The following is a 25,401-nucleotide window of genomic DNA, read 5'->3' on the forward strand; positions in this document are numbered from 1 at the left end:
CGACCGGGTTGACGCAGAATCATGCGGTCACGCGTGATCTGGCGAGCTTGGTGAACTTGCGCACCACCATGTCGCGCTTCAGCTTGGAAATGTGATCGATGAAGAGCACGCCGTTGAGGTGGTCGATCTCGTGCTGCAGACAGGTGGCGAACAGCCCGCTGGCCCGGGTCTCGTGCTCCTTGCCGTCGACATCGAGGTGGCGGAAGACCACCTCGGCCGGGCGCTCGACCTCGGCGTAGTAGTCCGGGATCGACAGGCACCCTTCCTCGTAGACGCTGACGGTGTCGCCCGTGGACAGGATCTCCGGATTGACGATCACCTGCGGATTGGGCACCTCGTCCTTGCCGGCGAGATCGAGCACCAGCAGGCGGCGCGGCTCGCCGACCTGGATGGCGGCCAGCCCGATGCCCGGCGCGTCATACATGGTTTCAAGCATGTCATCCGCGAAGCGGCGCAGCTCGGCGTCGAAGCGCTCCACCTTCAGCGAAGGCTGGCGCAGGATCGGGTCGGGCAGGAAGACGAGCGGCTTGATGGTCATGACGGTGAAATAATCATTCGGGCGCGGATCGTCAATTGCCCAGAGACGCAGCCAGGCGGCTTCGTTCCCGTTTTGATCTGACATTGCGTCAAGAATCAGTTAGTTGATCAGCGATGGACGCAACCGATCTTCCGCTCGAGACCAGATTGTTCGATCTCAACGGCTTGCCCGTCACCATCGGCCTGGCTGCCTCGGCATTGCTTGCGGTGCTGCTGCTGGCGCTGCTGCTTGCGGCGATCTCGCTGTGGCGCGCCGCCAGGACCCGGGCGGAGGAGCATGCGGAGGCGCGCCGCCGCGCCGAGCAGGCGGAGGCGCGGCTTGCCGAGATCGTGCGCTCGCAGGCCGAGATGCAGGGCCGAATGGGTGCGATGGCGGAGCTGTTCGGTGCCCGCCAGGCCGAGCTCAACCAGTCCATCAGCCAGCGCATCGACGGCATGACGCAGCGGCTCGGAACATCGATCACCGAACAGACGAAATCGACGCACGACAATCTCGCCAGGCTGCAGGAGCGGCTGGCGGTGATCGACACGGCGCAGAACAACATCCAGACGCTCGCCCGCGACGTCGTCGGTCTCCAGGCGATCCTGTCCAACAAGCAGACCCGCGGCGCCTTCGGCCAGTCGCGCATGGAGGTGATCGTCAAGGACGGGCTGCCCTTCGGCGCCTATGCGTTCCAGCCGACACTGAGCAACGGCAACCGGCCCGACTGCACCATCACCATGCCCAACGGCGCCCCGGACCTGGTCATTGACGCGAAGTTCCCGCTTGAGGCCTGGAACGCAATGCGCGAGGCGTCGGCGGGGGACACGGCGGAGGCGTCGGCCGCGCAGCAGGCGGCGCAGCGCTTCCGGCGCGACATGGACGTCCACATCAGGGACATCTCGGAGAAGTACCTGGTCAACGGGGAAACCCAGCAGACCGCCTTCCTGTTCGTGCCGTCGGAATCGATCTTCGCCGAGATCCACGAGAACTTCGAGGCCATCGTCGAGCGCGCCCACCGCGCCCGGGTGGTGATCGTCTCGCCATCGCTGCTGATGCTGTCGATCCAGGTCATCCAGGCGGTGCTGAAGGATGCGCGAATGCGCGAGCAGGCGCATCTGATCCAGGGCGAGGTGATCCGGCTGATGCAGGATCTTGGCCGCCTCGACGAAAGGGTGCAGAAGCTGAACACGCATTTCGGACAGGCCCAGAAGGACGTCGAGCTGATCCTGACGTCCACCGACAAGCTGGCCAAGCGCGGCGCGCGGATCGAGGAGATGGATTTCTCCCGACCGCTGGCCAGCGACATGCCGGAGGCATCCGGAAGCGAGAAGCCGGAGCCGCCGCGCAGCGGATCCCTGAAGCTTCGCATCGTTGACGATGACGACGGCGTCTAATACCACCTCCGCACGGAGGATTCGGTCATGATCATCACCATCGGTTCACTCAACATTGATCTCATTGCCGCCACGCCCAGGCTGCCGCGGCCGGGCGAGACCGTGCCGGGAACCGACTTCTCCACCGCGGCCGGTGGCAAGGGCGCCAACCAGGCCCTGGCTGCGCGGCGCGCTGGAGCGACAGTGCGTATGGCGGGCGCGGTGGGCAACGACCAGTTCGCCGCCCCGGCGCTGGAGCTTCTCAGCGGTGCCGGTGTCGATCTCGTCCATGTCGCCCACAGGCCGGTGCCGACGGGCACGGCGCTGATCCTGGTGGGCGGCGACGGCGAGAACATGATCACTGTCATCCCCGGCGCCAATGGCACAGTGACGCCGGACATGGCGCGCGCGGCCCTCTCCGGCGCCGGAACCGGGGACACGCTGCTGCTGCAGATGGAAATTCCCGCGGCGGCCATAGAGGCCGCCCTCGCAGCCGCCCGGGCGCAAGGCGTGCGCAGCATTCTCAATATCGCGCCGCTCACCGGCGAGGTGACGGGGCTGTCGGCGCTGGCCGACATCGTGGTGGCCAACGAGACCGAATTCGAAATGCTGTCGGGAAAGCCGGCAGGCAGTCCGGCCGAGATCCGCGCCTGCCTTGAAGCGCTGCACGGTGCGCGCGGCCAGACCTTGGTGGTCACGCTGGGCGCCGACGGAGTGCTGGCTGCCCACGACGGCGGGATCATCGCCGTGGCGGCCATTCCGATCAGCCCGGTGGACACGGTCGGCGCCGGCGACACATTCTGCGGTTATCTCGCCCAGGGGCTCGACGCCGGACTGGATTTCGCCTCGGCGCTCGGGCGGGCATCGGTTGCCGGAGCACTCGCCTGCCTCAGGCATGGGGCCCAGCCGTCGATCCCGCTGTCCGCCGAGGTGGATCGGCGGCTCGCCACCGCTGGCTGACCCATGACTCACCCGACGAAGCGAAATCCGCTCCGGCACGGAACAATGCGACCGCCGGTATCCTAATGCATGTCGCCCGAAAGTGTGCAGCGGTTTCGAGATCACCACATGCATAATTCAAAGAGCTAAAGCACATCGCGGAAATCTCAATTCGCGCGATGTGCCTTAGAGCCGCGCCACCCGTTCTATGAACAGGTCGAAGAACCCGTCGGCATCAATGTCGCCGGCGACGAAGGCGTTGGCCGGTCGTCCTGTCACGCGCCACCAGTCCACCACCGTGGCGCCGCGGGTCAGCTCGGAGACGGTCTCGATCTCGACATTGCACTGGCGGCCGGTGAACAGATCCGGCCGCAGCAGCCAGGCGATCACCGTCGGATCGTGCAGCGGGCCGCCGTCGGTGCCGTATTTCTCCTCGTCGAAGCGCTCGAAGAAGGCCAGCATGCCGGCCATGGCGATGGCGGGCCGGTTGCCGACTGAGCGGAGCCGGGCGCAGCGCGCGGCCGTGGTGAGGACCTTGTGGGTGACATCGAGCGGCATCATGGTGAGCTTGACCCCGGAGGCGAAAACGATGGCCGCCGCCTCGGGATCGACGAAAATGTTGAACTCGGCGGCCGGCGTGATGTTGCCGCCTTCGAAGTAGCCGCCGCCCATCAGCACGATCTCGGCGAGCCGGCCGGCGATGTCAGGAGCAAACTCAAGTGCTGTGGCGATGTTGGTCAGCGGACCCAGCGCGCAGAGCGTGACTGCGGCCTCAGGCTCGGAGCGTATCGTGTCGATGATGAAGTCGACCGCGTGGCCGGCTTGCCGCGCAACCGCCGGCTCGAAGAGCTCGATGCCGTCGAGACCGGTCTTGCCGTGCACATGCTCGGCGGTCACCAGTTGCCGGCGCAGGGGCCGCTCGCAGCCGGCGTAAACCGGAATATCGGGGCGACCGCAGATTTCCAGCACGATGCTGGCGTTCAGCGACGTCCGCGCCAATGGCACGTTTCCCGCGACGGCGGTAATGGCAAGGACGTGCAGTTCCGGGCTTGCCAACGCAAGCATGATCGCGGCTGCGTCGTCCTGGCCCGGGTCGGTGTCGATGATGATCTTGCGGCGCATGCATGGCTCCAGTGCGACGAATCGTCGGCGAACACGGGACACTACGGGCCTGACCATGCCGAGGGCAAGGTTCTTGCACCTGGGGTGACGAGACACCATATTGAATTCGAGACGGATGCCTTATCGGGTCCGGAACCTGTCGCTTGATTACGAGGACACACGGAATGTCGCGGATGACACCTTTCTCGAGCCCGCTGTTGTTGGGCTTCGACACCATGGAAAAGACCCTGGAGCGCATCACCAAAGGTGCCGAGGGATACCCGCCCTACAACATCGAACGCATCCGCGGATCCGAGGACGGCTCGGTGGGCGAACGGTTGCGCATCACCCTTGCCGTGGCAGGATTCTCCGACGAGGACCTCGATGTGAGCACGGAGGAGAACCAACTGGTGATCCGCGGCCAGCAGGCCGAGAGCGAAGACCGGGAGTATCTTCACCGCGGAATCGCCGCCCGTCAGTTCCAGCGCGTGTTCGTGCTGGCCGATGGAATGCATGTCATCAGCGCGGAACTGCGCAACGGACTGCTGTCGGTGGACCTGGTGCGGCCCGAGCCGGAGCGCATGGTCAGGAAAATTAACATTTCGGTCCGAGACTGAATGACGAAGGCAAGTCCGCTTGCATTCGCGCCCCTCGAAGGAGCAATGGACTATGATTGAAAAATCAGGAAAACAATCGCTGTCGGCGGCTGACCTCGCCCTGCTTGGCTCAGGCAAAATCGGCTATATCCGCAAGATGAGCTCGGAAGACGTCACCGCCCGTTTCCCGGAAGCACCGGCACTGGATCCGGGGCTGGAGCTCTGGGCGCTGTTCGGCGCGGATGGCACTCCCATCCTGCTGACCGACAACCGCTCGAGCACGTTCTACCGTGCCGCCGAGGACGAGCTGAAGACCGTCAGCCTGCACTGACCCAAGGTTCGTTCTGTCTGCCGCGCGGCGGGTCGCGCCGACGTCAGCTTGCGAAAATGCCGCCCATCCCCATGGATCGCGCGGCATTTTTCTTGAGGGCCGCCGATCTAAAGCACATCACGTGAATTCAGATCCGCGCGATGTGCTTTAGCTCTTTGATTTTGCATAACGTGGTCCCGCAACCGCTGCACGCTTTCGGGCGACATGCATTTAGGCAGCGTTGGACTGGGCCTGTGAAAAGAAGGCGTAGAGCGAGGCGGCATCGTCGGTCGCCCGCAGCTTTGCCACCATGTCGCTGTCGCGCAGCACCCGGGCGATGCGCGACAGGGCCTTGAGATGGTCGGCACCTGCGCCTTCGGGGGCGAGCAGCAGGAAAACCAGATCCACGGGCTGGTCATCGAGCGCCTCGAAATTCACCGGGTGGTCGAGGCGGGCGAAGATTCCGACGATTCGTTCCAGGGTCGGCAATTTTCCGTGCGGGATGGCAATGCCGTTTCCCACGCCGGTAGAGCCAAGCCGCTCGCGTTGCAGGATCACATCAAAGATTTCGCGCTCGGGAAGTCCTGTGACCTCCGAGGCTTTTGATGCGAGTTCCTGAAGCAGCTGTTTCTTGGAGTTTGCCTTGAGAGCAGGCAGAACGGAGTTCTGCGCAATCAGGTCAGCAAGCGCCATGATTCGTGTCCTTTTGGTCGTGCCCCAGGCCGGCGTCCACCCTCACCGGCCAGTTTGACATCAGGATTTCACACCACCGGCATCAATCCAGCCGATGTTGCCATCGTTGCGACGGTAAACGACATTGAGCGTGTCGTTGCCGGCGTTGCGGAACATGAGGATGCGATCATCCGTCATGTCGAGGGCCATGACCGCATTGGCCACGCTCATGGTCACCAGTTGTTTCGTGCTTTCGGCAATAATGGCCGGCGCGTAATCCTCGGGAACTTCGCCGTCTTCATCGGAATCGGTGTCAACGACGGAATAGGCAATCTGTGCCGACATGTTCTGCGCGTTGCCATGATGGTCCTTGAGCCGGCGCTTGTAGCGGCGCAAACGCTTCTCGACCCGTTCTGCGGCCGCGTCGAAGGCGGCCTGCGGCTCCTGGGCCTCCCCGGCGGCGTGCAGCACGATGCCGGTGTCGAGATGGATCTTGCAATCGGCAGCAAACCGGGAGCCGGACTTCTCGACAATCACCTGGCTGGAGAAGCCGCCATCGTAATATTTGCGGATGGCATCGCCCACATGATCTTCAATCCGGCTGCGGAACGCATCGCCGATTTCCATATGTTTTCCCGAGACTCGCACGTTCATGGGTTATCCCTTCTTGTTGTCGATTTGGGGATTCAGTCTAAGCCAAGCCGCACCTGCATCCAAGCGCCTGACCGAAGTCATTTGCCGGTACGAACGGAATAAATCTCTTGACAGGAAAGCCTTGGCCAATGTGGTCCTTTTACCCTGCCAATGCGGCCCGGCTTCTACGCCCGGCGTCCACGAATGTCAAGTTTGGCAGGCATTTGCTGCATATTTCGGCAAAATCACATGGGTTTTCATGCCATTGCGCTTCGCGCCCGCGCCCGCTTTTCGCGCCGGCGCTGCACCGAAGACGGGATCGACATGGATTCACGGTACTTGGCCACGGTGCGGCGGGCAATCTCGACATCGCCGTTCTTGAGCATGGTGACGAGGTCATCGTCCGACAGTACGGCGTCGGGCGTTTCCTGCTCGATCAGCGCCCGAATGCGATGGCGCACCGCCTCGGCGGAATGGGCATCGCCGCCCGATTCCGAGGAGGCAATGGAGACAGTGAAGAAATATTTGAGCTCGAAGACCCCGCGCGGCGTCATCATGTATTTGTTGGATGTGACCCGACTGACCGTGGATTCGTGCATGCCGATGGCTTCGGCCACGCTCTTGAGGTTGAGCGGCCGAAGATGATCGACTCCGTGCATCAGAAAGGCATCCTGCTGGCGGACGATCTCGGTGGCCACCTTGATGATGGTGCGGGCGCGCTGGTCGAGCGAGCGCGACAGCCAATTGGCCGTTTGCAGGCACTCGGCCAGGAAATCCTGACCCGGCGCCGATTTGTCCATTTTGCCCGCGACATGGGCGTAGTAGGTCTGGTTGACCAGCACCCTCGGCAAGGTCTCGGGGTTAAGTTCGATATGCCATCCGCCGTCGGAGGCAGGCCTCACGGTGACATCGGCGACCACCAGTTCGCTGTTGCCGGATTCAAACCGGGTGCCCGGCTTCGGGTCGAGCGCGCGGATCTCCGACATCATGTCGAGCAGATCCTCCTCGCCGACCCCGCAGATGCGCACCAGCGACTGGAAGTCCCGCCGCGCCAACAGTTCGAGATGATCGAGCAGGGCGGCCATCGCCGGGTCGAGCCGGTCCTTGCGCCTCAGCTGCAGCGCCAGGCACTCCCCGAGGGTGCGGGCAAACAGGCCGGGCGGATCGAACTCCTGCAGCCGGCGCAGCACCATCGAGACCCGCTCGCTGCTGGCCCCGAGCCGGTCGGCCGCATCGGACGGATCCATCACCAGATAGCCGGCGGCATCGAGGCGGTCGGCCAGCTCCACGGCGATCATTCGATCGGCCGCATCGGCGAAGCTGAAGGCGATCTGCTCGGCCACATGGTCGCGCAGCGTTGGCGCGCGTGCGGCAAAGCTGTCGAGATCATAGCTTTCCCCGGCAAATGCCCCGTCCGAGCCAGGCATCGACTTCCAGTTGTCGACAAACTCCGGCGCCTCGACACGGGCAGCCGTGTGGTCGTCCTGGAAGACATTTTCGTAGTTGGAATCAAGCTGGTCGGCGATCAGCGCCGTGGCTCCGTGGCTCTCCCCACCCCAGTCTGCCTCGCCTTCGGCGCCGGCGGCTGCAAGCCGCTCGGCACGCTCGGCCGCCTCCTCTTGACCATCCTCGCCGGGCTGGCCATCCCGAGGCACCAGTTCGAGCAGCGGATTGCGCTCAAGTTCCTGCTCAATGTAGTGAGTGAGTTCGACATGGCTGAATTGCAGCAGCCGGATGGACTGCATCAGTTGTGGCGTCATGACCAGCGATTGGCTTTGACGCAACTGAAGACTGGCAGACATTGCCATGCGACGCAGTACTCCCCGCTCAGACTGAATCTTCACCCCTGGGAAACGGCTTCCCCGCGCCGGCGGCGACGTTCCCCACAAAGGTTGCGCCCGCGCTTTTCAATCTGGCCCGAAAATTGCTTATTTCCGCTTTCGGGTCAAGTCCGGGCTGTCAGCAAGGTAAAGAGGCCTCAGAGCGAGAACTGCTCGCCGAGATAGAGGCGCCGCACATCCGGATTGGCCACAATCTCGGCGGGGCGGCCGTGCGTGAGCACGTGGCCGGCATGAATGATGTAGGCGCGGTCGATGAGACCGAGCGTTTCGCGAACGTTGTGATCGGTGATCAGCACCCCGATGCCGCGCCGTGTCAGGTGCCGGACAAGGTTCTGGATATCGGAAACGGCGATCGGATCGACGCCGGCAAATGGCTCATCGAGCAGCATGAAGGTCGGATCGGAGGCAAGCGCGCGGGCGATCTCGAGCCGTCTGCGCTCGCCGCCCGACAGCGAGATCGACGCGGCCTTGCGCAGATGCGATATCGAGAACTCCGACAGCAGGCTGTCGAGCTTGGCCTCGCGCGCGTCGCGGTTTGATTCGACCACTTCCAGCACTGCACGGATATTCGCCTCGACGCTGAGACCGCGGAAGATCGACGCCTCCTGCGGAAGATAGCCGACACCGAGGCGTGCCCGGCGGTACATCGGCAGCTTGGAGACATCATTGCCGTCGATCTCGATGGTGCCGGCATCCATGGCGACCAGTCCGGTAATCATGTAGAAACAGGTGGTCTTGCCCGCCCCGTTGGGCCCCAGCAGGCCCACTGCCTCGCCGCGCCGGACGCCAAGAGAAACGCCGTCGACCACTCGCCGCGACTTGTAGGCCTTGGTCAGGTTGCGGGCGATGAGCGTGCCTTCGTAACGGCTGGCAGCGCTGTCGCCGCCGAAACCGTTGCTTGGGCCTGCCGCGGGACTCGACTGATCGACGTCGGATCTCTTCATGGTCACTTCTTGGGCCGCGACTTGGGATCGAGCTGGATCATGACCCGACCGCCGCAGGCGTCGAGTTGAGCCTCCCCTGACTGCATCTGCACGGTCAGCTTGCAGCCGATGAAGATATTGTCACCGTCGGTGAGCACCACCTTGTCGCCGCTGAGCACCATGGTCTGGGCGCCCATGTCGAAGGCCCCGGTGTCCGCGGTCGCCGTCTGGGTGCCCGAGCGCAGCAGCACCTTGTTGGAAACGTTGATCCGGTCGATGTCGGAGGCTCCGGAGGCCACAGAGTCGCCACTGGTCTTGTAATAGACCGTCATCAGTCCCGCCTGCAGGAGCATGTCGTCCTGGGTGACCTTGACATTGCCGGTGAAGACGGCGCGCTTGTCCTTCTCGTTGATCTCGAGCTTGTCGCTCTCGATCTGGATCGGCTGGTCACTCTTGAGCGCCAGACCGGTCATGCGGCTGCCGGACTCCTGGGCCCAGGCCGGCTGCGCCGCACCAATGCCCAGAGCAAGCGCAGCCGCCAGCAGCAGCGCGGATCGTGAAGTGTGAATGAAACCCATCTTATTGTGCCGCCGTGCCTGAATCATTGGTTGGTGCCTCTGCCGCCGCCCGGACGGCATTGGGTGTAATCGTCATCCGGACGCCGGTCTCGAAGACCACACTGCGCCCCTTATCCTGCATCCGCATGGATTGCGCAACAATGGATGCCTCCGGCGACGTGACCGAAACCGGGCTGTTGCTGACCATGCTGCCGGCGGCGATATCGACTTCGGCCGTCTGCAGCTCCGCCGACATGCCCGACGATGTCTCGATCCGGAAAGGCTCGGTGAACGCCATCCGCTCGGCGGCGCGATCATAGCTACCCCTGGGCGCAGTCAGCGTGGCACTGACCGAATCCGACACCGGCATGTCGGCGACGATATCCTCGAGCACGATCAAATCGGGGGTCGCCAGATCCTGCACCGCGCGGCTCGCCTTCAGGCTGTAGGGCTGCTCGGAATTGTTCTGCCCGGTCATCACCGGATTGCGCATGACGATCTTTCCGTCCTCGATGGCAGTCGACTGGATGGCAATGCCTTCGGGCAGCACCGTGCCGATCCATGAGACGCCAGCAAAGCCGACGATGACGATGACAGACAGCACCGGCAGGAGATATTTGAGAATCCGCACGCGGCGCGAATGGCTGAGCGCCCGCGCATATTCGACATGTGACCGGCCGTGAGGATAGGCGGCGGCCATCTCGGGCTGAACTGACATTGCCATGGGTTCCCATCGATCGTGTTTGCGAGTCCCGCCCCGCTCTGGAACGCCGTTGCGGTACCAATTGCATGCCAATATGGTGATATTGCGGTATTTTGCCAGTCTCAATTCTCATTCAAGGGTATGAGTCCGCGAGCAGTTGAGTTATGAGTTTCCGACAGGCGGGACGCTGCGTGTTCTGGTCACAACCACGCGGCGGCTCGCGCGCCGCCGCCAACGGATGAAGTGGACCGGGGCGGACGCCCGGTTATTGACGGAGAAGAGCAGACATGGACGGCCAAGCAATCGTTGACCGGCGCCGACTGAGACGCAAGCTTTCCTTCTGGCGGGTCTTCGCGCTGGTCGTCGTCGTCGCTGCCATTGCGATGCTGACCTACGCGGCCCTGCCCGGTCTGCGGAGCAGCGAGCAGATCGCGCGCATTTCCATCACAGGCCTCGTTCAGGACGACGACGATCTCATCAAGCTGATAGATGACGCCGGCGGGAACGAGGCGGTGAAGGCGCTGGTGATCACCATCTCGACGCCGGGCGGCACCACCTACGGCGGAGAACGCATCCACGACGCGCTGCTGCGCGCCGGAGAGAAGAAGCCGGTGGTGGCCGACGTGCGCACGCTGGCGGCCTCTGCCGGATACATGATTGCAGCCTCGACCGATTACATCGTTGCCGGCGAAAGCTCAATCGTCGGCTCCATCGGCGTCATCTTCCAGTATCCGCAACTCAAGGAGCTGCTCGACAAGATCGGCGTGCGGATGGAGGAGATAAAATCCTCGCCAATGAAGGCCGAGCCGTCACCGTTTCATGACGCCAGTCCGGAGGCCAAGGCGATGATCCGGGCTCTGGTTCTCGACAGCTATGACTGGTTTGTCGATCTCGTCGCGGAGGGCCGTCGGATGGATCGGGCCAAGGTGCTGGCGCTGGCCGACGGGACAATCTTTACCGGGCGCCAGGGCCTGGCAAACGGCCTGGTGGACGAACTCGGCGGCGAGGCGGAAATCCGCGCCTATCTGGAAAGCAGGAGCGTAGCGCCCGGCCTGAAGATTATCGACTGGGAGCCCTCGCGCGAGACGGGCGGCCTGTTTCTGCCGCGCATCTCCGGACTGCTTTTTGAACGGTTGACCGGCATGCCGATTCAACTCAGCGATGAACTGCGCGAGCTCGGCGGCGGCAAGTTGTTCCTTGACGGTCTTCTGTCGGTTTGGCAGTTTGGACACAATGATATGAAGAATGACTAGGGGGAAAATGGCATGATAAAATCGGAACTGGTGCAAGCTGTCGCGGCGCGCAATCCGCATCTTTACCACCGCGACGTCGAAAACATCGTCAATGCGGTGCTGGACGAAATCACCGACGCGCTTTCGGAGGGAAACCGCGTCGAATTGCGAGGCTTCGGGGCGTTCTCGGTCAAGAACCGGCCGCCACGCTCGGGCCGCAACCCCCGCACCGGCGAACCGGTGTTCGTGGAGGAAAAATGGGTGCCCTTTTTCAAGACCGGCAAGGAACTGCGCGAGCGGCTCAACCCGGGAGGCGCCGACTGAACGGCGCGCCGTCCCCTGCAGCTAAGACCGGCGGCTTTCGTCCTGCCTTGAAAGCGCCCGCATGGGGAGGCTTGACTGCATGACATTCAGATTCGAACGGAAACCGACCACGCCATGTTCAAACGCATAATCACTCTTGTCATCCTCGTGCCGGTGGCGATCGTGCTGATCCTGTTGTCCGTGGCCAACCGGCAAACGGTGACACTGGCCTTCAACCCTTTCGAGCCGTCGGACCCGGTGCTGTCGCAGTCGGCGCCGCTGTTCGTGTTCCTGTTCGCCGCGTTGATGCTCGGGATGATCATCGGCTCGCTTGCCACGTGGTTCAACCAGGGCAAACACCGCAGCCGGGCGCGCAACAAAGCACAGGAAGCGGTGAAGTGGCACTCGGAAGCCGACCGTCAGAAGGCCAAGGCCACCGAACTGGCCAGGTCCAGCACGCTGCCGCCGCCGGCGGAGTCCGCGCCCCGCGGCTGACAAAGCTTCCGCGCAGGCCGGAACGGCAGGTCACACGAGCCTTAAGCCGACAGCGCCATGGGAACCGCGGTCCCGTTCAGCCGGCTGACCCGGCGCTGACCACCTCGTTGAACCGGGTGAAGAACTGGCCGGCCAGCTTCTTGGCCGACGAATCGATCAGCCGCGAGCCGAGCTGGGCGATCTTGCCGCCGACCTGGGCCTTGACCTCGTAGGCGAGCAGCGTGGTTTCACCCAGATCCGTCAGCGTCACGTCGGCGCCACCCTTGCCGAAGCCGGCGATGCCGCCCTTGCCTTCGCCGGCGATGGTGTAGCTTTCCGGGGCAACGATGTTCTCAAGCGTGACGTCTCCCTGAAAACTGGCGGAGACCGGGCCGATCTTGACCTTCACCACGGCGGTCATGTCTGTCGGCGAGGTCATCTCCAGTGACTGGCAGCCTGGAATGCACTGGCGCAGGATGTCGGGATCATTGAGTGCCTCCCAGACTTTCTGGCGCGGTGCTGCGATGGTTTCTTCGCCCTTCATTTCCATAGGCTGCGGTCTCCAGGTGGCTTGCCGACACTCCGCCCGGCCGGCCCGAGCGGTCGCGTGCGGTTGCCCTGAGCGGGTTCATGCTGTCGAAACGCGCAAAAGGCTGCGGAATTGCCCGGGCGCGCAGATCGAAAACGGCTTTGCCAAGAGCATAACGGGTTGCTATGTGCTCGGACAACGAAAAATGCAGCGCTCCAGCCGATCGCTCCCCAGTTTCCGGAAAGCCCCGTGACCGACAAGCGCAAACAACAGCCAGGACGACGGGGCGGCAAGCCCGGCGCGGCTACTCCAGCCGGGACCGGCACGAGGGCGGCAGCGGCAAAGCCCGGCCGGCCGGCCTCGGCAAAGCCGCACCGGTCGCCGTCCCAGGCGCCGCGCGCCGAGCACCGGCAGGGCGTCAATTCCGCGAAATCGAGATCCGCTCCCGCCGAGGCCGCCGTGCCGGTGGAGACGTCGGGGCCGGCCCGGATCCTCAACACGCATGCAGGCTCCCTGCCCGACGGGCGGGCTCCGGTGATCCTCGAAACCGCGTCGACGCCCGGCTACTCGCTGATCGACAGCGGCCATGGCGAGAAGCTCGAACAATACGGCCCCTACCGCATCGTCAGGCCGGAGGCCCAGGCGCTGTGGCCGCGCAGGTTGCCCGCCTCGGCCTGGTCGAATGCCGATGCGATCTTCACCGGCGACACAGAGGAAGACGGCATCGGCCGCTGGGCCTTCCCGAAGACGCCGCTGGGCGAGACCTGGCCGATGAACCTCCTTGACGTCGATTTCTGGGGCCGGCTGACCTCGTTTCGCCATGTCGGCGTGTTTCCCGAGCAAATCGCCCACTGGCAGTGGATGGCCGACAGGATCGCCGCCTCCAGGCGACCGATGAAGGTGCTCAACCTGTTCGGCTACACCGGGGTGGCCTCGCTGGTGGCAGCCCGCGCCGGCGCCGAGGTCACCCATGTGGACGCGTCGAAGAAGGCCATTGTCTGGGCGCGCGAGAACCAGGCGCTGGCCGGCCTCGAATCAAGCCCGATCCGCTGGATCTGCGACGACGCGATGAAGTTCATCCAGCGCGAGGAGCGCCGCGGCAACCGGTACGATATCATCCTCACCGACCCGCCGAAATTCGGCCGCGGTCCCAATGGCGAGGTCTGGCAGCTGTTCGAGCACCTGCCCCTGATGCTCGACATCCTGCGCGAACTGCTGACGCCGCAGCCGACCGGACTGGTGCTGACCGCCTACTCGATCCGCGCGTCGTTCTATTCGATCCACGAGCTGATGCGGGAAACCATGCGCGGTGCCGGCGGTCTGGTGGAGTCGGGCGAACTCATCATCCGCGAAAGCCGCGATGGCGACCCGGCGGACTGCCGCGCCCTCTCCACGTCCCTGTTCAGCCGCTGGATCCCGACATGAGCGAAGACCGCCCCCACAGCCGCACCGTCCGCGTCGGCCAGGTCAAGGACGTCACCAGCCTTGCCAATCCGATCGTCAAGGACATAAAGGCGCTGTCGCAGAAGAAGCACCGCGACGAGACCGGCACCTTCCTGGCGGAGGGCATGAAGCTGGTCATCGACGCCTTCGAGCTGGGCTGGACGATCCGCACCCTGATCTACGCCAAGGAGCAACGCGGCAAGCCGGCCGTCGAGCAGATCGCCACCCGGACCGTCGCCCGCGGCGGGCTGGTGCTGGAGGTGAGCGAGAAGGTGCTGGCCTCGATTTCGCGCCGCGACAACCCGCAGGCGGTCATGGCGGTGTTCGACCAGCGCTTCGGCCATTTCGAGTCGATCCGCCCATCCCCCGGAGAGACCTGGGTGGCGCTCGACCGGGTGCGCGATCCGGGCAATCTCGGCACGATCATCCGCACCGCCGACGCGGTCGGCGCATCCGGCGTGATCCTGGTGGGCGATTGCGTCGATCCGTTCTCGATGGAAACGGTGCGGGCGACGATGGGCTCGATCTTCGCCGTGCCGCTGGCGCGGACCGATGTAGCCGGATTCCTCGCCTGGAAGAAGGCCGCCGGGTGCTTCGTCGTGGGCACCCACCTCTCCGGCAGCGTCGATTTCCGGACCATCCCCTATGCCGGCAAGGCGACCGTCGTGCTGATGGGCAACGAACAGGCGGGATTGCCCGAGGCGCTGGCCTCGGCCTGCGACGGGCTGGCGCGGATTCCCCAACAGGGGCGAGCCGATTCGCTCAATCTGGCTGTCGCCACCGGCATCATGCTCTATGAAGCCCGCCGCGAACTGCTCCATCTCGATGGTGAAACCCGATGACCGCATCGCGCCTGTCCCGTGTCCTGCCCATGGTTCTTGCGGTGGGCGTGACCATCGGGCTCGACCAAGCGATCAAGTGGCTGGTCGAGGCCTATCTGCCGTTCCATCAGCTGATACCGGTGGCGCCGCTGCTGGCGCTCTACCGCACCTGGAACACGGGCATCGCGTTCTCGATGCTGGCCGGACTGCACGATGTCGGGCTGCTGCTGATGACGACCGGCGTGGTCACACTGGTGATCTTCCTCTGGTGGCGCACCCCGCCCGAGCGGCGGATGTCGCATCTCGGCTACGCGCTGATCATCGGCGGCGCACTCGGCAACATGATCGATCGCGCGGTGTACGGCCATGTGGTGGACTACATTCTGTTCCACACTACCAACTGGTCGTTTGCCGTGTTCAACCTGGCGGATGCCTGTATCAGCGTCGGGGCGGGACTGATCGCGCTCGATGAAGTGCTGGTTTGGCGCCGGCAGAGGGTCGAGGACAGACGCGAGCAGGACGAGCGGCGCTGAGACTTGATCCTGCAGCCGCACAGCGCCAGTTTGGCGCATGAATTGAAAAGGGAGCCATTCGATGAAGAACCGTTTCAAGGGCATTCTGCTCGACCGCGACGAAGCCAAGGTGCTCAGCGTCACCACTGCCGAGCTGTCGCTCGATGATCTGATGGACGGCGACGTGGTGGTCGAGGTCGAATGGACCACCGTCAACTACAAGGACGGCCTGGCGATCACCGGCAGGGGACCGGTTGTCCGCCGCTGGCCGATGGTGCCAGGCATCGACTGCGCAGGGACCGTGGTCAGCTCCGACAACGCCCGCTTCAAACCGGGCGACAGGGTGATCCTCAACGGCTTCGGCGTCGGTGAAACCCATACGGGCGCCTTTGCGGAATATGCGCGGCTCAACGGCGACTGGCTGATCGCCATGCCCGAGGGCATCGACGGCCGCGCCGCCATGGCGATCGGCACGGCCGGCTACACCGCCATGCTGTCGGTGATGGCGCTGGAACGGCACGGCCTGACGCCCGACCGCGGCCCGCTCATCGTCACCGGCGCCAATGGCGGCGTCGGAACCGTGGCGATCGCGCTTCTCGCCAAGCTCGGCTACCATGTCATCGCCTCCACCGGACGACCCGAGGAAGGCGATTTCCTCAAGGGCCTGGGCGCGGCCGAGGTCATCCATCGCGACGAACTCACCGGGCCGGCCAAGCCGCTCGCCAAGGAGCGCTGGGCCGGTGGCGTGGACTGCGTGGGCAGCCATACGCTGGCAAATGTGCTGGCGATGACGTCCTACGGCGGCGCGGTCGCCGCCTGCGGCCTGGCCCAGGGCATGGACCTGCCGACATCGGTGGCGCCATTCATCCTGCGCGGCGTCTCGCTGCTGGGAATCGATTCGGTGATGGCGCCGCGGGCCCTGCGCGAAGAGGCCTGGGCGCGCCTGGCCCGCGACCTCGACATGGACAAGCTCAATGCGCTTGCCACGGAGATCGGCTTCGATGACATCATCGACGCGGCCACCGCCATTCTCGATGGACGCGTGCGCGGCCGCGTCGTCGTCAATATGAAGGCCTGAATCGGAGGCTTGGCGCGGTGCTCCGCGCCGATCCTTCACCCGTCGCGTCCCGATTTGGCACTATCTGCGGTTTCGATAAAATTCGAACAACTCATTCAAGCGTTTCATTACCGATGACGTGCTAAGTCTCTCGGCATGCCCAAACACTTGCAACTCCAGATCGCCCTCGAACACGCTTTCACCGAAGCCCGCAGTCGGGACCATGCGGAGTCACTACCGCCTGGCGAGCAGACTCCCGAACAGGAGGGGCCAGCACCCGCGCGGTCTCTCCGCGGGCCGTCCCACGCCGCCGCTCCGCATCCCTCACTGCTGCTGCTCTCCAGCGCTATTGCCATGGCCGGAATCGCCGCATCGCTTGCGCTCGGCTCACCGTTGCTGCTGGTGGGCACGCTCATGACCGTCGGGCTGGTGGCAATCCTCCCCTTCGTCGGACGCGCCGCCGTCCCGGTGACGGCGCCGATGCGGGTGGTTGCCCCGCCGCTGGTGCCCGGGACTGACGAGCCGCAGCCCTCCAACTCATTCGACGAGTACAGCATCGACCGCAATTGGGAGATAGACGAGACAGCGGTGCAGATCGTCACGGTCTTCGACGCGCTGGGCGACATGTTTGCCGCCTGCTCCATGGACGGCGAGATCGTTTTTGCCAACACCGTGTTCCGCCAGTTCACCGGCGTTGCAGACCCGGTCGGTCTGACGCTTGCCGATATCGGCATCCACCCCCACGCCGTGGAGAACGGCCGGGAAGTCTGGTGCGGAGAAGGCGACACGGACTCGATCTGGACCTGGCACGAGACGGCGGCCCGCGATCCCGCCAGCGGTCTGCTCTACATGCATTGCATCGGACGCGACGTCACGGCGGCGAGACTTGCAGGGAACGAGCTCGAGCAGGCACGGGAACGCGCTGAAGCCGCAAACCGCGCCAAGACGCGGTTTCTGGGCACCGTGAGCCACGAAATCCGCACGCCGCTCAACGGCATCCTCGGCATGACCCATCTGCTCGACAACACCGAGGTGACGCCGGAGCAGGCGAGCTATCTCAAGATCGTGCGCGAATCCGGGCAGTCGTTGCTGGCGCTGATCGAGGATCTCCTTGATGTGACCTCCATCGAGGCAGGACGCTTCCACCTGCGCCATGAGGAAGGCGACCTGTACGAACTGGTGCACGGCGTGACCGAGCTGATGGCTGCGCGGGCACACGAGAAGAACATCGAAATCGCCGTCCACATTGCCCCGGACGTTCCGCACAGGATCTTTTCCGACATGGGACGGCTGCGGCAGGTGCTGTTCAACCTGATCGGCAATGCGATCAAATTTACCGAGAAGGGCGGCGTGCTCATCGAAGTCGCCTGCGAGGACAGCATGCTGCGCTGCTCGGTGGCCGATACCGGACCGGGGCTCAGGGCGGAAGACCGCGAACGCGTGTTCCTGGAGTTTGAACGGGCCGATGACGGCGCCACCCGTCGCCATGGCGGGGCCGGTCTCGGCCTGTCGATCTCGGCCCGCATCATCGAGGCGCTCAAGGGCACGATCAGCGTCGATTCCACCATCGGCAAAGGCAGCACATTCGAGTTCCGGGTGCCTATTGAAGCGCCAGCGGAACAGACATCCGACCGGGCCGGTCTGCCGGGCCGACGCGCGCTGTCCAAGCACGCCGTCCTGGTGCTTGCTCCGAAGGGACCCGTGGCCACGTCGCTCGTCTGGACCGTGCGGGACCTGGGGGGCCAGGCCGAGGCTGCCGACACGCTCGACGACATGATTGCGGCGCTGACCCGACTCAATCTTTCCGGACGGCTCGTCACCGACATCCTGATCGACCGGCGCATGGCCGACCAGGCAGCGCAACTGCTGGAGTCCACATCTGCCATGTTCGGGCCCGGCGTCGAACAGACCCTGGTGATCGCGCCGGAGGATAGCCGCGACATCAGCCAGACTTCCGAAACCGCCGCCACGGCCTGGCTGGTGCGCCCGGTGCGAGCCCGCTCGCTTGTCGATGTGCTGACCAGCCGCGACGATCGGGAGGACCGCAACCGCCTGAGCAATGCGATCTCGGTCGAAAAGCTTGCCCGCCCCGGCAACGAATCGACCCTCGACATTCTCCTGGCCGAGGACAACCCGGTCAATGCGCTGGTCGTCCGCTCGATCCTGGCTCGCGAGGGACACCGCATCACCGTCGTCGAAAACGGGAGCATGCTGGTCGACGAAGCGATGAACCGACCCGACGGCAAGAACCCCTTCGACCTGATCATCACGGACCTGTCGATGCCGGTGATGGACGGAAAGTCGGCCATCGTCATGATCAGGGCGCGTGAGGAAACCGACAATCTTTCCCGCCTGCCGATCATCGTGCTCAGCGCAGATGGCCAGGCCGAGACCCGCGACGAATTGCTGTCCATCGGCGCCGATGGACATGCCGAGAAGCCGATCGACCCGGCCTGGCTGCTCTCGCTGGTCAGCATGACCGTCCGCGCCGGCAAGGCCAGGGCCTGAGCCCGGCTGGAGACCGCGCACCCGGATCCGCGCTTCCGCCAGGGCAAAACACCCGCGTAGCGGCAGGTTTCCGGGCAGGCGCTATGGTCAACGTCACCAAAATGTCGCAGAATCATGGTTATACACCGCACAGACAACCAGCGGGGTTCGCAGCCATGGAAACCAATCTCGACAGCGTCAGATTATCCGGCCCCATCAATCCCGGATACAGGCCTTCACCGCGCGGCCCGGTTCTGGGCCGCATCGGAAGTCTGGATGTGCGGCTCGCCGCCAACCGCAAGGAAGTAGATGCGGCGCAGGCGCTTCGATACCAGGTCTTCGTAGAGGAAATGGGCGCCACCCTGCCGGCGGATGCCATGCGGGCGCGGCGCGATTTCGATGCTGTCGACAGCTATTGCGACCATCTGCTGGTGCTCGACACCGCGCGGGACGGCGATCCGGAAGACCAGATCGTCGGCACCTACCGGCTGCTGACGCAGAGTTCGGCGGAATGCCACAGCGGCTTTTATTCGCAGAGCGAGTTTGATGTCGGCGCCCTGGTGGCGCGCAATCCCGACAAGCGGTTTCTCGAACTCGGCCGCTCCTGCGTGCTGCCCGAATACCGCACGCGGCGGACCATCGAACTCTTGTGGCAGGGCAACTGGGCCTACTGCCTGGCCAACGGCATCGACGTCATGTTCGGCTGCGCGTCGTTTCCGGGCGACCGACCCTATGCGCACGCGCTGGCGCTGTCCTTCATCCATCAGGTGGCGGCCGCCGATGCGGACTGGTCGGTGAGAGCCGTGGCCGGCCGCGGGCTGGACATGGACATGATGCCGAGCGAAGCGATCCAGGCGCGCGCGGCGCTGGCCATGATGCCGCCGCTGGTCAAGGGCTATCTCCGGGTCGGGGCCATGACCTCGACCGAAGCCGTGGTCGACCCCGCGTTCCGGACAACAGACATCCTGGTGATCCTGCCGGTCAAGCGGATCGCCGAGCGCTACGTCAACCACTACGGCGCCGACGCCGGGCGCTTCGCCGCCTGACGTCGCTAGCTTCCAGCCCGACAATCCCGGCCGCCCGGATTGCACCCGGGCTGCCGATCGCTGTCAGCCGGCGTTGTAGGCGGCGATCGCCGCCATGTTGACGATGTCGGTATCCTTGGCGCCCATCGAGACGATCTGCACGGACTTGTCGAGGCCGACGAGCAGCGGGCCGATGACGGTGGAGCCGCCGAGCTCCTGCAGCATCTTGGTGGAGATCGAGGCGGAGTGGAACGCCGGCATCACCAGCACGTTGGCCGTGCCCGACAGGCGGCAGAAGGGATACTGCTCCTGGACGGTGGCGTTGAGCGCCACGTCGGCGGCCATCTCGCCGTCATACTCGAAATCGACCCTGCGCCGGTCGAGGATCTTGACCGCGTCACGCACCCTCTCGGCGCGTTCGCCGGTGGGATGGCCGAAGGTGGAGTAGGCCAGCATCGCCACCCTGGGCTCATAGCCGAGCCGGCGAGCCATGCCGGCGGCCTCCACCGCGATATCGGCCAGCTCCTCCGAATTCGGCATGTCGATCACCGCAGTGTCTGCGACCAGCACGGTGCGGCCGCGGCATAGTGCCAGCGAGACCCCGATCATGCGGTGGCCGGGCTTGGTGTCGATGCAGCGGCGCACGTCTTCCAGCGCGGTCGAGTAGTTGCGGGTCTTGCCGGTGACCATGGCGTCGGCATCGCCCAGCGCCACCATGCAGGCGCCGAAATGGTTGCGATCGGTGTTGATCAGTCGCTGGCAGTCGCGGTGCAGGTAGCCCTTGCGCTGCAGCCGGGCATAGAGATAGTCGGTGTAGGCCTCGAGGCGGTGCGAGACGCGGGCATTGATCAGCTCGATGCCGGGGCGGTCGAGGTCGATGCCGGCAAGCCGGGCGGTCTCGCGCATCTGCTCCTCGCGGCCGAGCAGATAGGCGGTGCCGAGCCGCTGATTCACATAGGTGACGGCCGCGCGCATCACCTGCTCCTCCTCGCCCTCGGCAAAGACCATGCGGCGCGGATGGCGGCGGACCTTCTCGAACAGCCGCTGCAGCGTCGAGGCGATCGGGTCGCGGCGGGCGGAGAGCTCGTTTGAATAGGCGTGCAGATCGATGATCGGCTTGCGGGCCACGCCCGAATCCATGGCCGCCTTGGCAACGGCCAGCGGAATGGCGGAGATCAGCCGCGGATCGAACGGCACCGGGATGATGTATTGCGGGCCGAAGCGCGGCCGGTTGCCCTGATAGGCGGCCGCCACGTCGTCGGGCACGTCCTCGCGGGCGAGATCTGCAAGCGCATGGACGGCGGCGATCTTCATCTCCTCGTTGATGGTCGAGGCGCGGACATCGAGTGCGCCGCGGAAGATGTAGGGAAATCCCAGCACATTGTTGACCTGGTTGGGATAGTCCGAGCGGCCTGTGGCCATGATGGCGTCGTCGCGGATGCCGGCCACTTCCTCGGGCGTGATTTCCGGATCCGGATTGGCCATGGCGAAGATGATGGGCCGCGGCGCCATCGAGCGGATCATCGCATCCGACAGGGCTCCCTTGACCGAGAGGCCCAGAACCACGTCGGCGCCGTCCATGGCTTCCGCCAGCGAGCGCGCCGTGGTCACCGTGGCATGGGCCGACTTCCACTGGTTCATGCCTTCGGTTCGGTCCTTGTGGATGACGCCCTTGGTGTCGCACATGATGATGTTCTGCGGCGAGAAGCCCATCGCCTTGATCAGCTCGACGCAGGCGATGGCGGCCGAGCCCGCGCCGTTGCAGACGAGCTTCGTGGTCTTGAGATCGCGGCCCGTCAGGTGCAGCGCGTTGATCAGGCCGGCGGCGGCGATGATGGCGGTGCCGTGCTGGTCGTCATGGAAGACGGGAATGTCCATGATCTCGCGCAGGCGGCTCTCGATGATGAAGCAGTCGGGCGCCTTGATGTCCTCGAGGTTGATGCCGCCGAAGCTCGGCCCGAGGAAGCGGACGCAGTTGATGAACTCCTCCACATTCTCGGTGTCGACCTCGAGGTCGATGGCGTCGACATCGGCGAAGCGCTTGAACAGCACCGCCTTGCCCTCCATCACCGGCTTGGAGGCGAGCGCTCCTAGATTGCCGAGACCGAGGATGGCGGTGCCGTTGGAGATCACGGCGACCATGTTGCCCTTGGTGGTGTAGTCGTAGGCGCGCGAGGCGTCTTCCGCGATCGCCAGCACCGGCACGGCGACGCCGGGCGAATAGGCAAGCGACAGGTCTCCCTGGGTCGCCATCGGCTTGGTCGGCGAAATCTCCAGCTTGCCGGGCCGGCCGCGCGAATGGAAATCGAGCGCCTCCTGTGCCGCGGACGCGGACAACTTGCGATCGGACTTGTCTTTTCCTGCCATGACGTTTCGTTCCCTTGTGGGCGACCGTCATGCGGCGCCTCGTTGCTGTTGTCTTAGAGCCCTCCTCACCGTTAGGGTGCTTGCCTGCAGCTGTAAAGAAGCCCATCGGGTGAAGCTGACTATCCAAACCGTTGAAGACCCCCGAGGCAAGCGAAGAATTTGACCCATCAGCCCCCCTTGTCCCAGGAGACGCTCAGCACCGCCGAGCTCGCCACCAGCGAGAGCCGCGCCTCGGCAACGCCGATGATGGAGCAGTTCATCGAGATCAAGGCGGCCAATCCAGATTCGCTGCTGTTCTACCGGATGGGCGATTTCTACGAGCTGTTTTTCGGCGACGCCGTCGATGCGTCGCGGGCGCTCGGCATCACGCTGACCAAACGCGGCCAGCATCTGGGCCAGGATATTCCGATGTGCGGGGTGCCGGTGCATGCGGCGGACGACTACCTGCAACGGCTGATCCGGCTCGGCTTCCGGGTGGCCGTCTGCGAGCAGGTCGAGGACCCGGCGGAATCGAAGAAGCGCGGCGGCAAGTCGGTCGTCAAGCGCGACGTGGTGCGGCTGGTAACACCGGGCACCCTGACCGAAGACAAGCTGTTGTCGCCGTCCGAATCCAATTTCCTGATGGCGATGGCGCGGGTGCGCGGATCGGGCGAGGCGCAGTTCGGGCTTGCCTGGATCGAGATCTCCACCGGCGCCTTCCATGTCACCGAGAGCAACCAGACACGCCTGTTGTCGGATATCCTCAGGATCGAGCCCAGCGAGCTGATTGTCGCCGAAGGCGTGTTCCACGATCCGGAGATGCGGCAACTGATGGACCAGCTCGGCCGGGTGGCAGTGCCGCAGCCGCAGGTGCTCTTCGACAGCGCCACGGCCGAGGGCCGGATCGCCCGCTTCTTTGACGTCGCCTCGCTCGACGGTTTCGGAAGTTTTTCGCGCGCCGAACTCGCCGCCGCCTCGGCCGCCATCACCTATGTGGAAAAAACCCAGTTCGCGGAGCGACCGCCGCTTGGCCGGCCGGAGCGAGAGCGCGACGGCGCCAGCCTGTTCATCGATCCGGCCACCCGCGCCAATCTGGAGCTCATCCGCACGCTGTCGGGCGAACGCCAGGGCAGCCTATTGAAGGCCATCGACCGCACGGTGACCGGCGGCGGCGCACGGCGGCTGTCGGACTGGCTGATGTCGCCGCTCACAGATCCGGAAAGGATCAATGCCCGGCTCGACGATGTGAGCTGGCTGATGAGCGAACCCGGCTTCACCGATAATGTGCGCCTGGCCTTACGAAGCGTTTCAGACATGCCGCGGGCGCTGTCGCGGCTGGCGCTCAACCGCGGCGGGCCGCGCGACCTGCAGGCGATCCTGGCCGGCGTGGAGGCCGCCACAGCGATCGCTGCAAGCTTCGGCGACCGACGGCCCCCCGCCGGCATCCAGGCCGCCGTGGCGGCGCTCGAGGCGCTGCCCGACATGCTTCGGACCGAGCTGTCGGCCTGCCTTGCCGACGAGACTCCACTCTTGAAGCGCGACGGCGGCTTCGTCCGCGCCGGGCACAATGCCGAACTCGATGAGCTCCGGGCGCTGCGCGACGAGTCCCGCCGGGTGATTGCCGGCCTGCAACTCGCCTATGCCGAGGAAACCGGGGTGCGGGCGCTGAAGATCCGGCACAACAATGTGCTGGGCTATTTCATCGAGGTGACGGCACCGAACGCAGGTCCGCTGACCGAGGGGGACGCCGCGCGCGGCCGCTTCATCCATCGCCAGACCATGGCCAACGCCATGCGCTTCACCACGACCGAACTTTCGGATCTCGAAACCCGCATCGCCAATGCCGCCGATCAGGCGCTGGCGATCGAATTCGAGCTGTTTGACAGCATGCTGTCAATGGTCGCTTCGCAGGCCGACGCGATCAAGGCCGCCGCCGACGCGCTGTCGGCCATCGACGTGCTGGCGGGACTCGCCGCGCTGGCCGAGGAACAGGGCTACGTGCGACCAACGGTGGACACCAGCCTCGCCTTCGACATCGTCGCCGGCCGCCATCCGGTGGTCGAGCAGGCGCTCAGACGCCAGGCGCAACAGCCCTTCGTTGCCAATGATTGCTGCCTGTCGCCGCCCGGCACAGAGAAGACCGGCGCCATCTGGCTGCTCACCGGCCCGAACATGGGCGGCAAGTCGACCTTCCTCAGGCAGAACGCGCTGATTGCGATCATGGCGCAGATGGGCTCCTTCGTGCCCGCCGGCTCTGCCCATATCGGCATCGTCGACCGGCTGTTCTCGCGCGTCGGCGCCTCCGACGATCTGGCGCGCGGCCGCTCCACCTTCATGGTGGAGATGGTGGAGACTGCTGCTATCCTCAACCAGGCCAGCGAACGCTCGCTGGTGATCCTCGACGAGATCGGCCGCGGCACCGCCACCTTCGACGGGCTGTCGATCGCCTGGGCGGCCGTCGAGCACCTGCACGAGACCAATCGCTGCCGCGGGCTATTCGCCACCCATTTCCACGAGCTGACCGCACTGTCGGAGAAACTGCCTCGGCTTGCCAAGGCGACGATGAAGGTCAAGGAATGGGAAAACGAGGTCGTCTTCCTGCACGAGGTCGGACCGGGGGCTGCCGACCGATCCTACGGCATTCAGGTGGCCCGGCTTGCCGGCCTGCCGGAGGCGGTGGTGGCACGCGCCAAGCACGTGCTGGCGCAGCTCGAATCCTCCGAGCGCGAAAACCCCGCCGACCGGCTGATCGATGAACTGCCGCTGTTTGCCGCCCAGGTGAAGCGGGCGCAGCCGCCCGCGCCGCCGAAGGGGCCGTCTCCGTTCGAGGAGCTGGTCGACACGCTCAATCCCGACGAGATGACGCCGCGCGAGGCGATGGAAGCGCTCTACACCCTCAAGCGGCTGAAGGCGGACGGCAGCAGGCCGTAGCGGGCCCGAGTTGATGCGGACCCAGCCGTCACAGCTCGCCGCCAAAGCGGGGCCGGAAGCTGTTTCTGCCGAG

At 64.9% G+C, this 25,401-nt stretch carries 24 protein-coding genes; 14 read left to right on the forward strand and 10 right to left on the reverse strand.

Annotation, left to right across the window (positions count from 1 at the left end; translation table 11 throughout):
- Window positions 1-19: 19 nt before the first annotated feature.
- Window positions 20-538: a peptide deformylase gene (def, locus tag DFR52_RS12595; protein ID WP_110032845.1), complete on the reverse strand. Its 519-nt coding sequence runs from the start codon at window positions 536-538 to the stop codon at window positions 20-22.
- A 113-nt stretch (window positions 539-651) separates the two neighbouring features.
- Here def and DFR52_RS12600 point away from each other — a divergent pair, with 113 nt between their 5' ends.
- Both DFR52_RS12600 and DFR52_RS12605 read left to right on the forward strand, forming a co-directional pair.
- Window positions 652-1,914, forward strand: a complete 1,263-nt coding sequence (locus tag DFR52_RS12600; RefSeq protein ID WP_110032325.1) for a DNA recombination protein RmuC — start codon at window positions 652-654, stop codon at window positions 1,912-1,914.
- 27 nt (window positions 1,915-1,941) lie between these two features.
- The gene (locus DFR52_RS12605; protein ID WP_110032326.1) at window positions 1,942-2,853 is read left to right on the forward strand and encodes a ribokinase; all 912 of its coding nucleotides are present in this window, start codon (window positions 1,942-1,944) and stop codon (window positions 2,851-2,853) included.
- A gap of 165 nt (window positions 2,854-3,018) precedes the next feature.
- Here the strand turns inward: DFR52_RS12605 and DFR52_RS12610 are convergent, their stop codons facing one another.
- Entirely contained in the window at window positions 3,019-3,954 is a 936-nt protein-coding gene (locus DFR52_RS12610; protein WP_110032327.1) for a nucleoside hydrolase, read from the reverse strand.
- 164 nt (window positions 3,955-4,118) lie between these two features.
- Between DFR52_RS12610 and DFR52_RS12615 the strand changes: the two genes are divergently transcribed.
- The gene (locus DFR52_RS12615; RefSeq protein WP_110032328.1) at window positions 4,119-4,550 is read left to right on the forward strand and encodes an Hsp20 family protein; all 432 of its coding nucleotides are present in this window, start codon (window positions 4,119-4,121) and stop codon (window positions 4,548-4,550) included.
- A 52-nt stretch (window positions 4,551-4,602) separates the two neighbouring features.
- Window positions 4,603-4,860, forward strand: coding sequence for a BQ00720 family protein (locus DFR52_RS12620; RefSeq protein ID WP_110032329.1), 258 nt, complete (start codon window positions 4,603-4,605; stop codon window positions 4,858-4,860).
- A 210-nt stretch (window positions 4,861-5,070) separates the two neighbouring features.
- On the opposite strand, the gene ptsN is transcribed toward DFR52_RS12620, so the two are convergent.
- The 6 genes from ptsN to lptC all read right to left on the reverse strand — a co-directional run bounded on the left by ptsN (window position 5,071) and on the right by lptC (window position 10,189).
- Window positions 5,071-5,532 (reverse strand): PTS IIA-like nitrogen regulatory protein PtsN, encoded by a 462-nt coding sequence (gene ptsN / locus DFR52_RS12625; RefSeq protein ID WP_110032330.1) that lies wholly within the window; start codon window positions 5,530-5,532, stop codon window positions 5,071-5,073.
- Window positions 5,533-5,592: 60 nt separating this feature from the next.
- Window positions 5,593-6,165 (reverse strand): ribosome hibernation-promoting factor, HPF/YfiA family, encoded by a 573-nt coding sequence (gene hpf, locus DFR52_RS12630; protein WP_110032331.1) that lies wholly within the window; start codon window positions 6,163-6,165, stop codon window positions 5,593-5,595.
- A 236-nt stretch (window positions 6,166-6,401) separates the two neighbouring features.
- The gene (gene rpoN, locus DFR52_RS12635; RefSeq protein ID WP_110032332.1) at window positions 6,402-7,952 is read right to left on the reverse strand and encodes an RNA polymerase factor sigma-54; all 1,551 of its coding nucleotides are present in this window, start codon (window positions 7,950-7,952) and stop codon (window positions 6,402-6,404) included.
- Between the two features lie 170 nt (window positions 7,953-8,122).
- On the reverse strand, window positions 8,123-8,929 hold the full coding sequence (gene lptB / locus DFR52_RS12640; protein ID WP_245415323.1) for an LPS export ABC transporter ATP-binding protein: 807 nt from the start codon (window positions 8,927-8,929) through the stop codon (window positions 8,123-8,125).
- Between the two features lie 2 nt (window positions 8,930-8,931).
- Window positions 8,932-9,486: an LptA/OstA family protein gene (locus DFR52_RS12645; RefSeq protein WP_110032333.1), complete on the reverse strand. Its 555-nt coding sequence runs from the start codon at window positions 9,484-9,486 to the stop codon at window positions 8,932-8,934.
- 1 nt (window position 9,487) lies between these two features.
- Window positions 9,488-10,189 carry an LPS export ABC transporter periplasmic protein LptC gene (gene lptC, locus DFR52_RS12650; protein ID WP_110032334.1) on the reverse strand — a complete coding sequence of 234 codons (702 nt, stop codon included), beginning with the start codon at window positions 10,187-10,189 and terminating at the stop codon, window positions 9,488-9,490.
- Between the two features lie 266 nt (window positions 10,190-10,455).
- On the opposite strand from lptC, the gene sppA reads away from it, so the two are divergent.
- From sppA to DFR52_RS12665, 3 genes are all read left to right on the forward strand, one after another.
- Entirely contained in the window at window positions 10,456-11,421 is a 966-nt protein-coding gene (gene sppA / locus DFR52_RS12655; RefSeq protein ID WP_110032335.1) for a signal peptide peptidase SppA, read from the forward strand.
- A 12-nt stretch (window positions 11,422-11,433) separates the two neighbouring features.
- Window positions 11,434-11,724, forward strand: a complete 291-nt coding sequence (locus DFR52_RS12660) for an integration host factor subunit beta (RefSeq protein ID WP_110032336.1) — start codon at window positions 11,434-11,436, stop codon at window positions 11,722-11,724.
- Window positions 11,725-11,838: 114 nt separating this feature from the next.
- Window positions 11,839-12,198, forward strand: coding sequence for a LapA family protein (locus DFR52_RS12665; protein WP_110032337.1), 360 nt, complete (start codon window positions 11,839-11,841; stop codon window positions 12,196-12,198).
- A 76-nt stretch (window positions 12,199-12,274) separates the two neighbouring features.
- Here the strand turns inward: DFR52_RS12665 and DFR52_RS12670 are convergent, their stop codons facing one another.
- Complete coding sequence (locus tag DFR52_RS12670; RefSeq protein WP_110032338.1) at window positions 12,275-12,727, reverse strand: SRPBCC family protein; 453 nt, start codon at window positions 12,725-12,727, stop codon at window positions 12,275-12,277.
- 228 nt (window positions 12,728-12,955) lie between these two features.
- Between DFR52_RS12670 and DFR52_RS12675 the strand changes: the two genes are divergently transcribed.
- The 6 genes from DFR52_RS12675 to olsB all read left to right on the forward strand — a co-directional run bounded on the left by DFR52_RS12675 (window position 12,956) and on the right by olsB (window position 20,072).
- Window positions 12,956-14,131 (forward strand): class I SAM-dependent rRNA methyltransferase, encoded by a 1,176-nt coding sequence (locus DFR52_RS12675; protein WP_110032339.1) that lies wholly within the window; start codon window positions 12,956-12,958, stop codon window positions 14,129-14,131.
- Window positions 14,128-14,991 carry a TrmH family RNA methyltransferase gene (locus DFR52_RS12680; RefSeq protein ID WP_110032340.1) on the forward strand — a complete coding sequence of 288 codons (864 nt, stop codon included), beginning with the start codon at window positions 14,128-14,130 and terminating at the stop codon, window positions 14,989-14,991. The genes DFR52_RS12675 and DFR52_RS12680 overlap by 4 nt, the downstream gene beginning before the upstream one ends.
- A complete protein-coding gene (gene lspA, locus DFR52_RS12685; protein ID WP_110032341.1) occupies window positions 14,988-15,503 on the forward strand; it encodes a signal peptidase II in 516 nt (171 codons plus the stop codon). The genes DFR52_RS12680 and lspA overlap by 4 nt, the downstream gene beginning before the upstream one ends.
- Before the next feature lie 61 nt (window positions 15,504-15,564).
- Entirely contained in the window at window positions 15,565-16,560 is a 996-nt protein-coding gene (gene acuI, locus DFR52_RS12690; protein ID WP_110032342.1) for an acrylyl-CoA reductase (NADPH), read from the forward strand.
- 333 nt (window positions 16,561-16,893) lie between these two features.
- The gene (locus tag DFR52_RS12695) at window positions 16,894-19,047 is read left to right on the forward strand and encodes an ATP-binding protein (RefSeq protein ID WP_158284953.1); all 2,154 of its coding nucleotides are present in this window, start codon (window positions 16,894-16,896) and stop codon (window positions 19,045-19,047) included.
- Between the two features lie 155 nt (window positions 19,048-19,202).
- Window positions 19,203-20,072, forward strand: coding sequence for a l-ornithine N(alpha)-acyltransferase (gene olsB / locus DFR52_RS12700; protein ID WP_110032344.1), 870 nt, complete (start codon window positions 19,203-19,205; stop codon window positions 20,070-20,072).
- A gap of 63 nt (window positions 20,073-20,135) precedes the next feature.
- Here olsB and DFR52_RS12705 read toward each other — a convergent pair whose 3' ends face one another.
- The gene (locus DFR52_RS12705) at window positions 20,136-22,418 is read right to left on the reverse strand and encodes an NADP-dependent malic enzyme (RefSeq protein ID WP_110032345.1); all 2,283 of its coding nucleotides are present in this window, start codon (window positions 22,416-22,418) and stop codon (window positions 20,136-20,138) included.
- 177 nt (window positions 22,419-22,595) lie between these two features.
- Here DFR52_RS12705 and mutS point away from each other — a divergent pair, with 177 nt between their 5' ends.
- On the forward strand, window positions 22,596-25,328 hold the full coding sequence (gene mutS, locus DFR52_RS12710) for a DNA mismatch repair protein MutS (RefSeq protein WP_245415324.1): 2,733 nt from the start codon (window positions 22,596-22,598) through the stop codon (window positions 25,326-25,328).
- Window positions 25,329-25,401: the final 73 nt, after the last annotated feature.

Source organism: Hoeflea marina, assembly GCF_003182275.1.
GTDB lineage: Bacteria > Pseudomonadota > Alphaproteobacteria > Rhizobiales > Rhizobiaceae > Hoeflea > Hoeflea marina.

Excerpts from the sequence above, each read along its gene's own strand:
- def (WP_110032845.1), bottom strand. The coding sequence starts at position 538 with ATGACCATCAAGCCGCTCGTCTTCCTGCCCGACCCGATCCTGCGCCAG.
- DFR52_RS12600 (WP_110032325.1), top strand. The coding sequence starts at position 652 with ATGGACGCAACCGATCTTCCGCTCGAGACCAGATTGTTCGATCTCAAC.
- DFR52_RS12605 (WP_110032326.1), top strand. The coding sequence starts at position 1,942 with ATGATCATCACCATCGGTTCACTCAACATTGATCTCATTGCCGCCACG.
- DFR52_RS12610 (WP_110032327.1), bottom strand. The coding sequence starts at position 3,954 with ATGCGCCGCAAGATCATCATCGACACCGACCCGGGCCAGGACGACGCA.
- DFR52_RS12615 (WP_110032328.1), top strand. The coding sequence starts at position 4,119 with ATGTCGCGGATGACACCTTTCTCGAGCCCGCTGTTGTTGGGCTTCGAC.
- DFR52_RS12620 (WP_110032329.1), top strand. The coding sequence starts at position 4,603 with ATGATTGAAAAATCAGGAAAACAATCGCTGTCGGCGGCTGACCTCGCC.
- ptsN (WP_110032330.1), bottom strand. The coding sequence starts at position 5,532 with ATGGCGCTTGCTGACCTGATTGCGCAGAACTCCGTTCTGCCTGCTCTC.
- hpf (WP_110032331.1), bottom strand. The coding sequence starts at position 6,165 with ATGAACGTGCGAGTCTCGGGAAAACATATGGAAATCGGCGATGCGTTC.
- rpoN (WP_110032332.1), bottom strand. The coding sequence starts at position 7,952 with ATGGCAATGTCTGCCAGTCTTCAGTTGCGTCAAAGCCAATCGCTGGTC.
- lptB (WP_245415323.1), bottom strand. The coding sequence starts at position 8,929 with ATGAAGAGATCCGACGTCGATCAGTCGAGTCCCGCGGCAGGCCCAAGC.
- DFR52_RS12645 (WP_110032333.1), bottom strand. The coding sequence starts at position 9,486 with ATGGGTTTCATTCACACTTCACGATCCGCGCTGCTGCTGGCGGCTGCG.
- lptC (WP_110032334.1), bottom strand. The coding sequence starts at position 10,189 with ATGGCAATGTCAGTTCAGCCCGAGATGGCCGCCGCCTATCCTCACGGC.
- sppA (WP_110032335.1), top strand. The coding sequence starts at position 10,456 with ATGGACGGCCAAGCAATCGTTGACCGGCGCCGACTGAGACGCAAGCTT.
- DFR52_RS12660 (WP_110032336.1), top strand. The coding sequence starts at position 11,434 with ATGATAAAATCGGAACTGGTGCAAGCTGTCGCGGCGCGCAATCCGCAT.
- DFR52_RS12665 (WP_110032337.1), top strand. The coding sequence starts at position 11,839 with ATGTTCAAACGCATAATCACTCTTGTCATCCTCGTGCCGGTGGCGATC.
- DFR52_RS12670 (WP_110032338.1), bottom strand. The coding sequence starts at position 12,727 with ATGGAAATGAAGGGCGAAGAAACCATCGCAGCACCGCGCCAGAAAGTC.
- DFR52_RS12680 (WP_110032340.1), top strand. The coding sequence starts at position 14,128 with ATGAGCGAAGACCGCCCCCACAGCCGCACCGTCCGCGTCGGCCAGGTC.
- lspA (WP_110032341.1), top strand. The coding sequence starts at position 14,988 with ATGACCGCATCGCGCCTGTCCCGTGTCCTGCCCATGGTTCTTGCGGTG.
- acuI (WP_110032342.1), top strand. The coding sequence starts at position 15,565 with ATGAAGAACCGTTTCAAGGGCATTCTGCTCGACCGCGACGAAGCCAAG.
- DFR52_RS12695 (WP_158284953.1), top strand. The coding sequence starts at position 16,894 with ATGGCCGGAATCGCCGCATCGCTTGCGCTCGGCTCACCGTTGCTGCTG.
- olsB (WP_110032344.1), top strand. The coding sequence starts at position 19,203 with ATGGAAACCAATCTCGACAGCGTCAGATTATCCGGCCCCATCAATCCC.
- DFR52_RS12705 (WP_110032345.1), bottom strand. The coding sequence starts at position 22,418 with ATGGCAGGAAAAGACAAGTCCGATCGCAAGTTGTCCGCGTCCGCGGCA.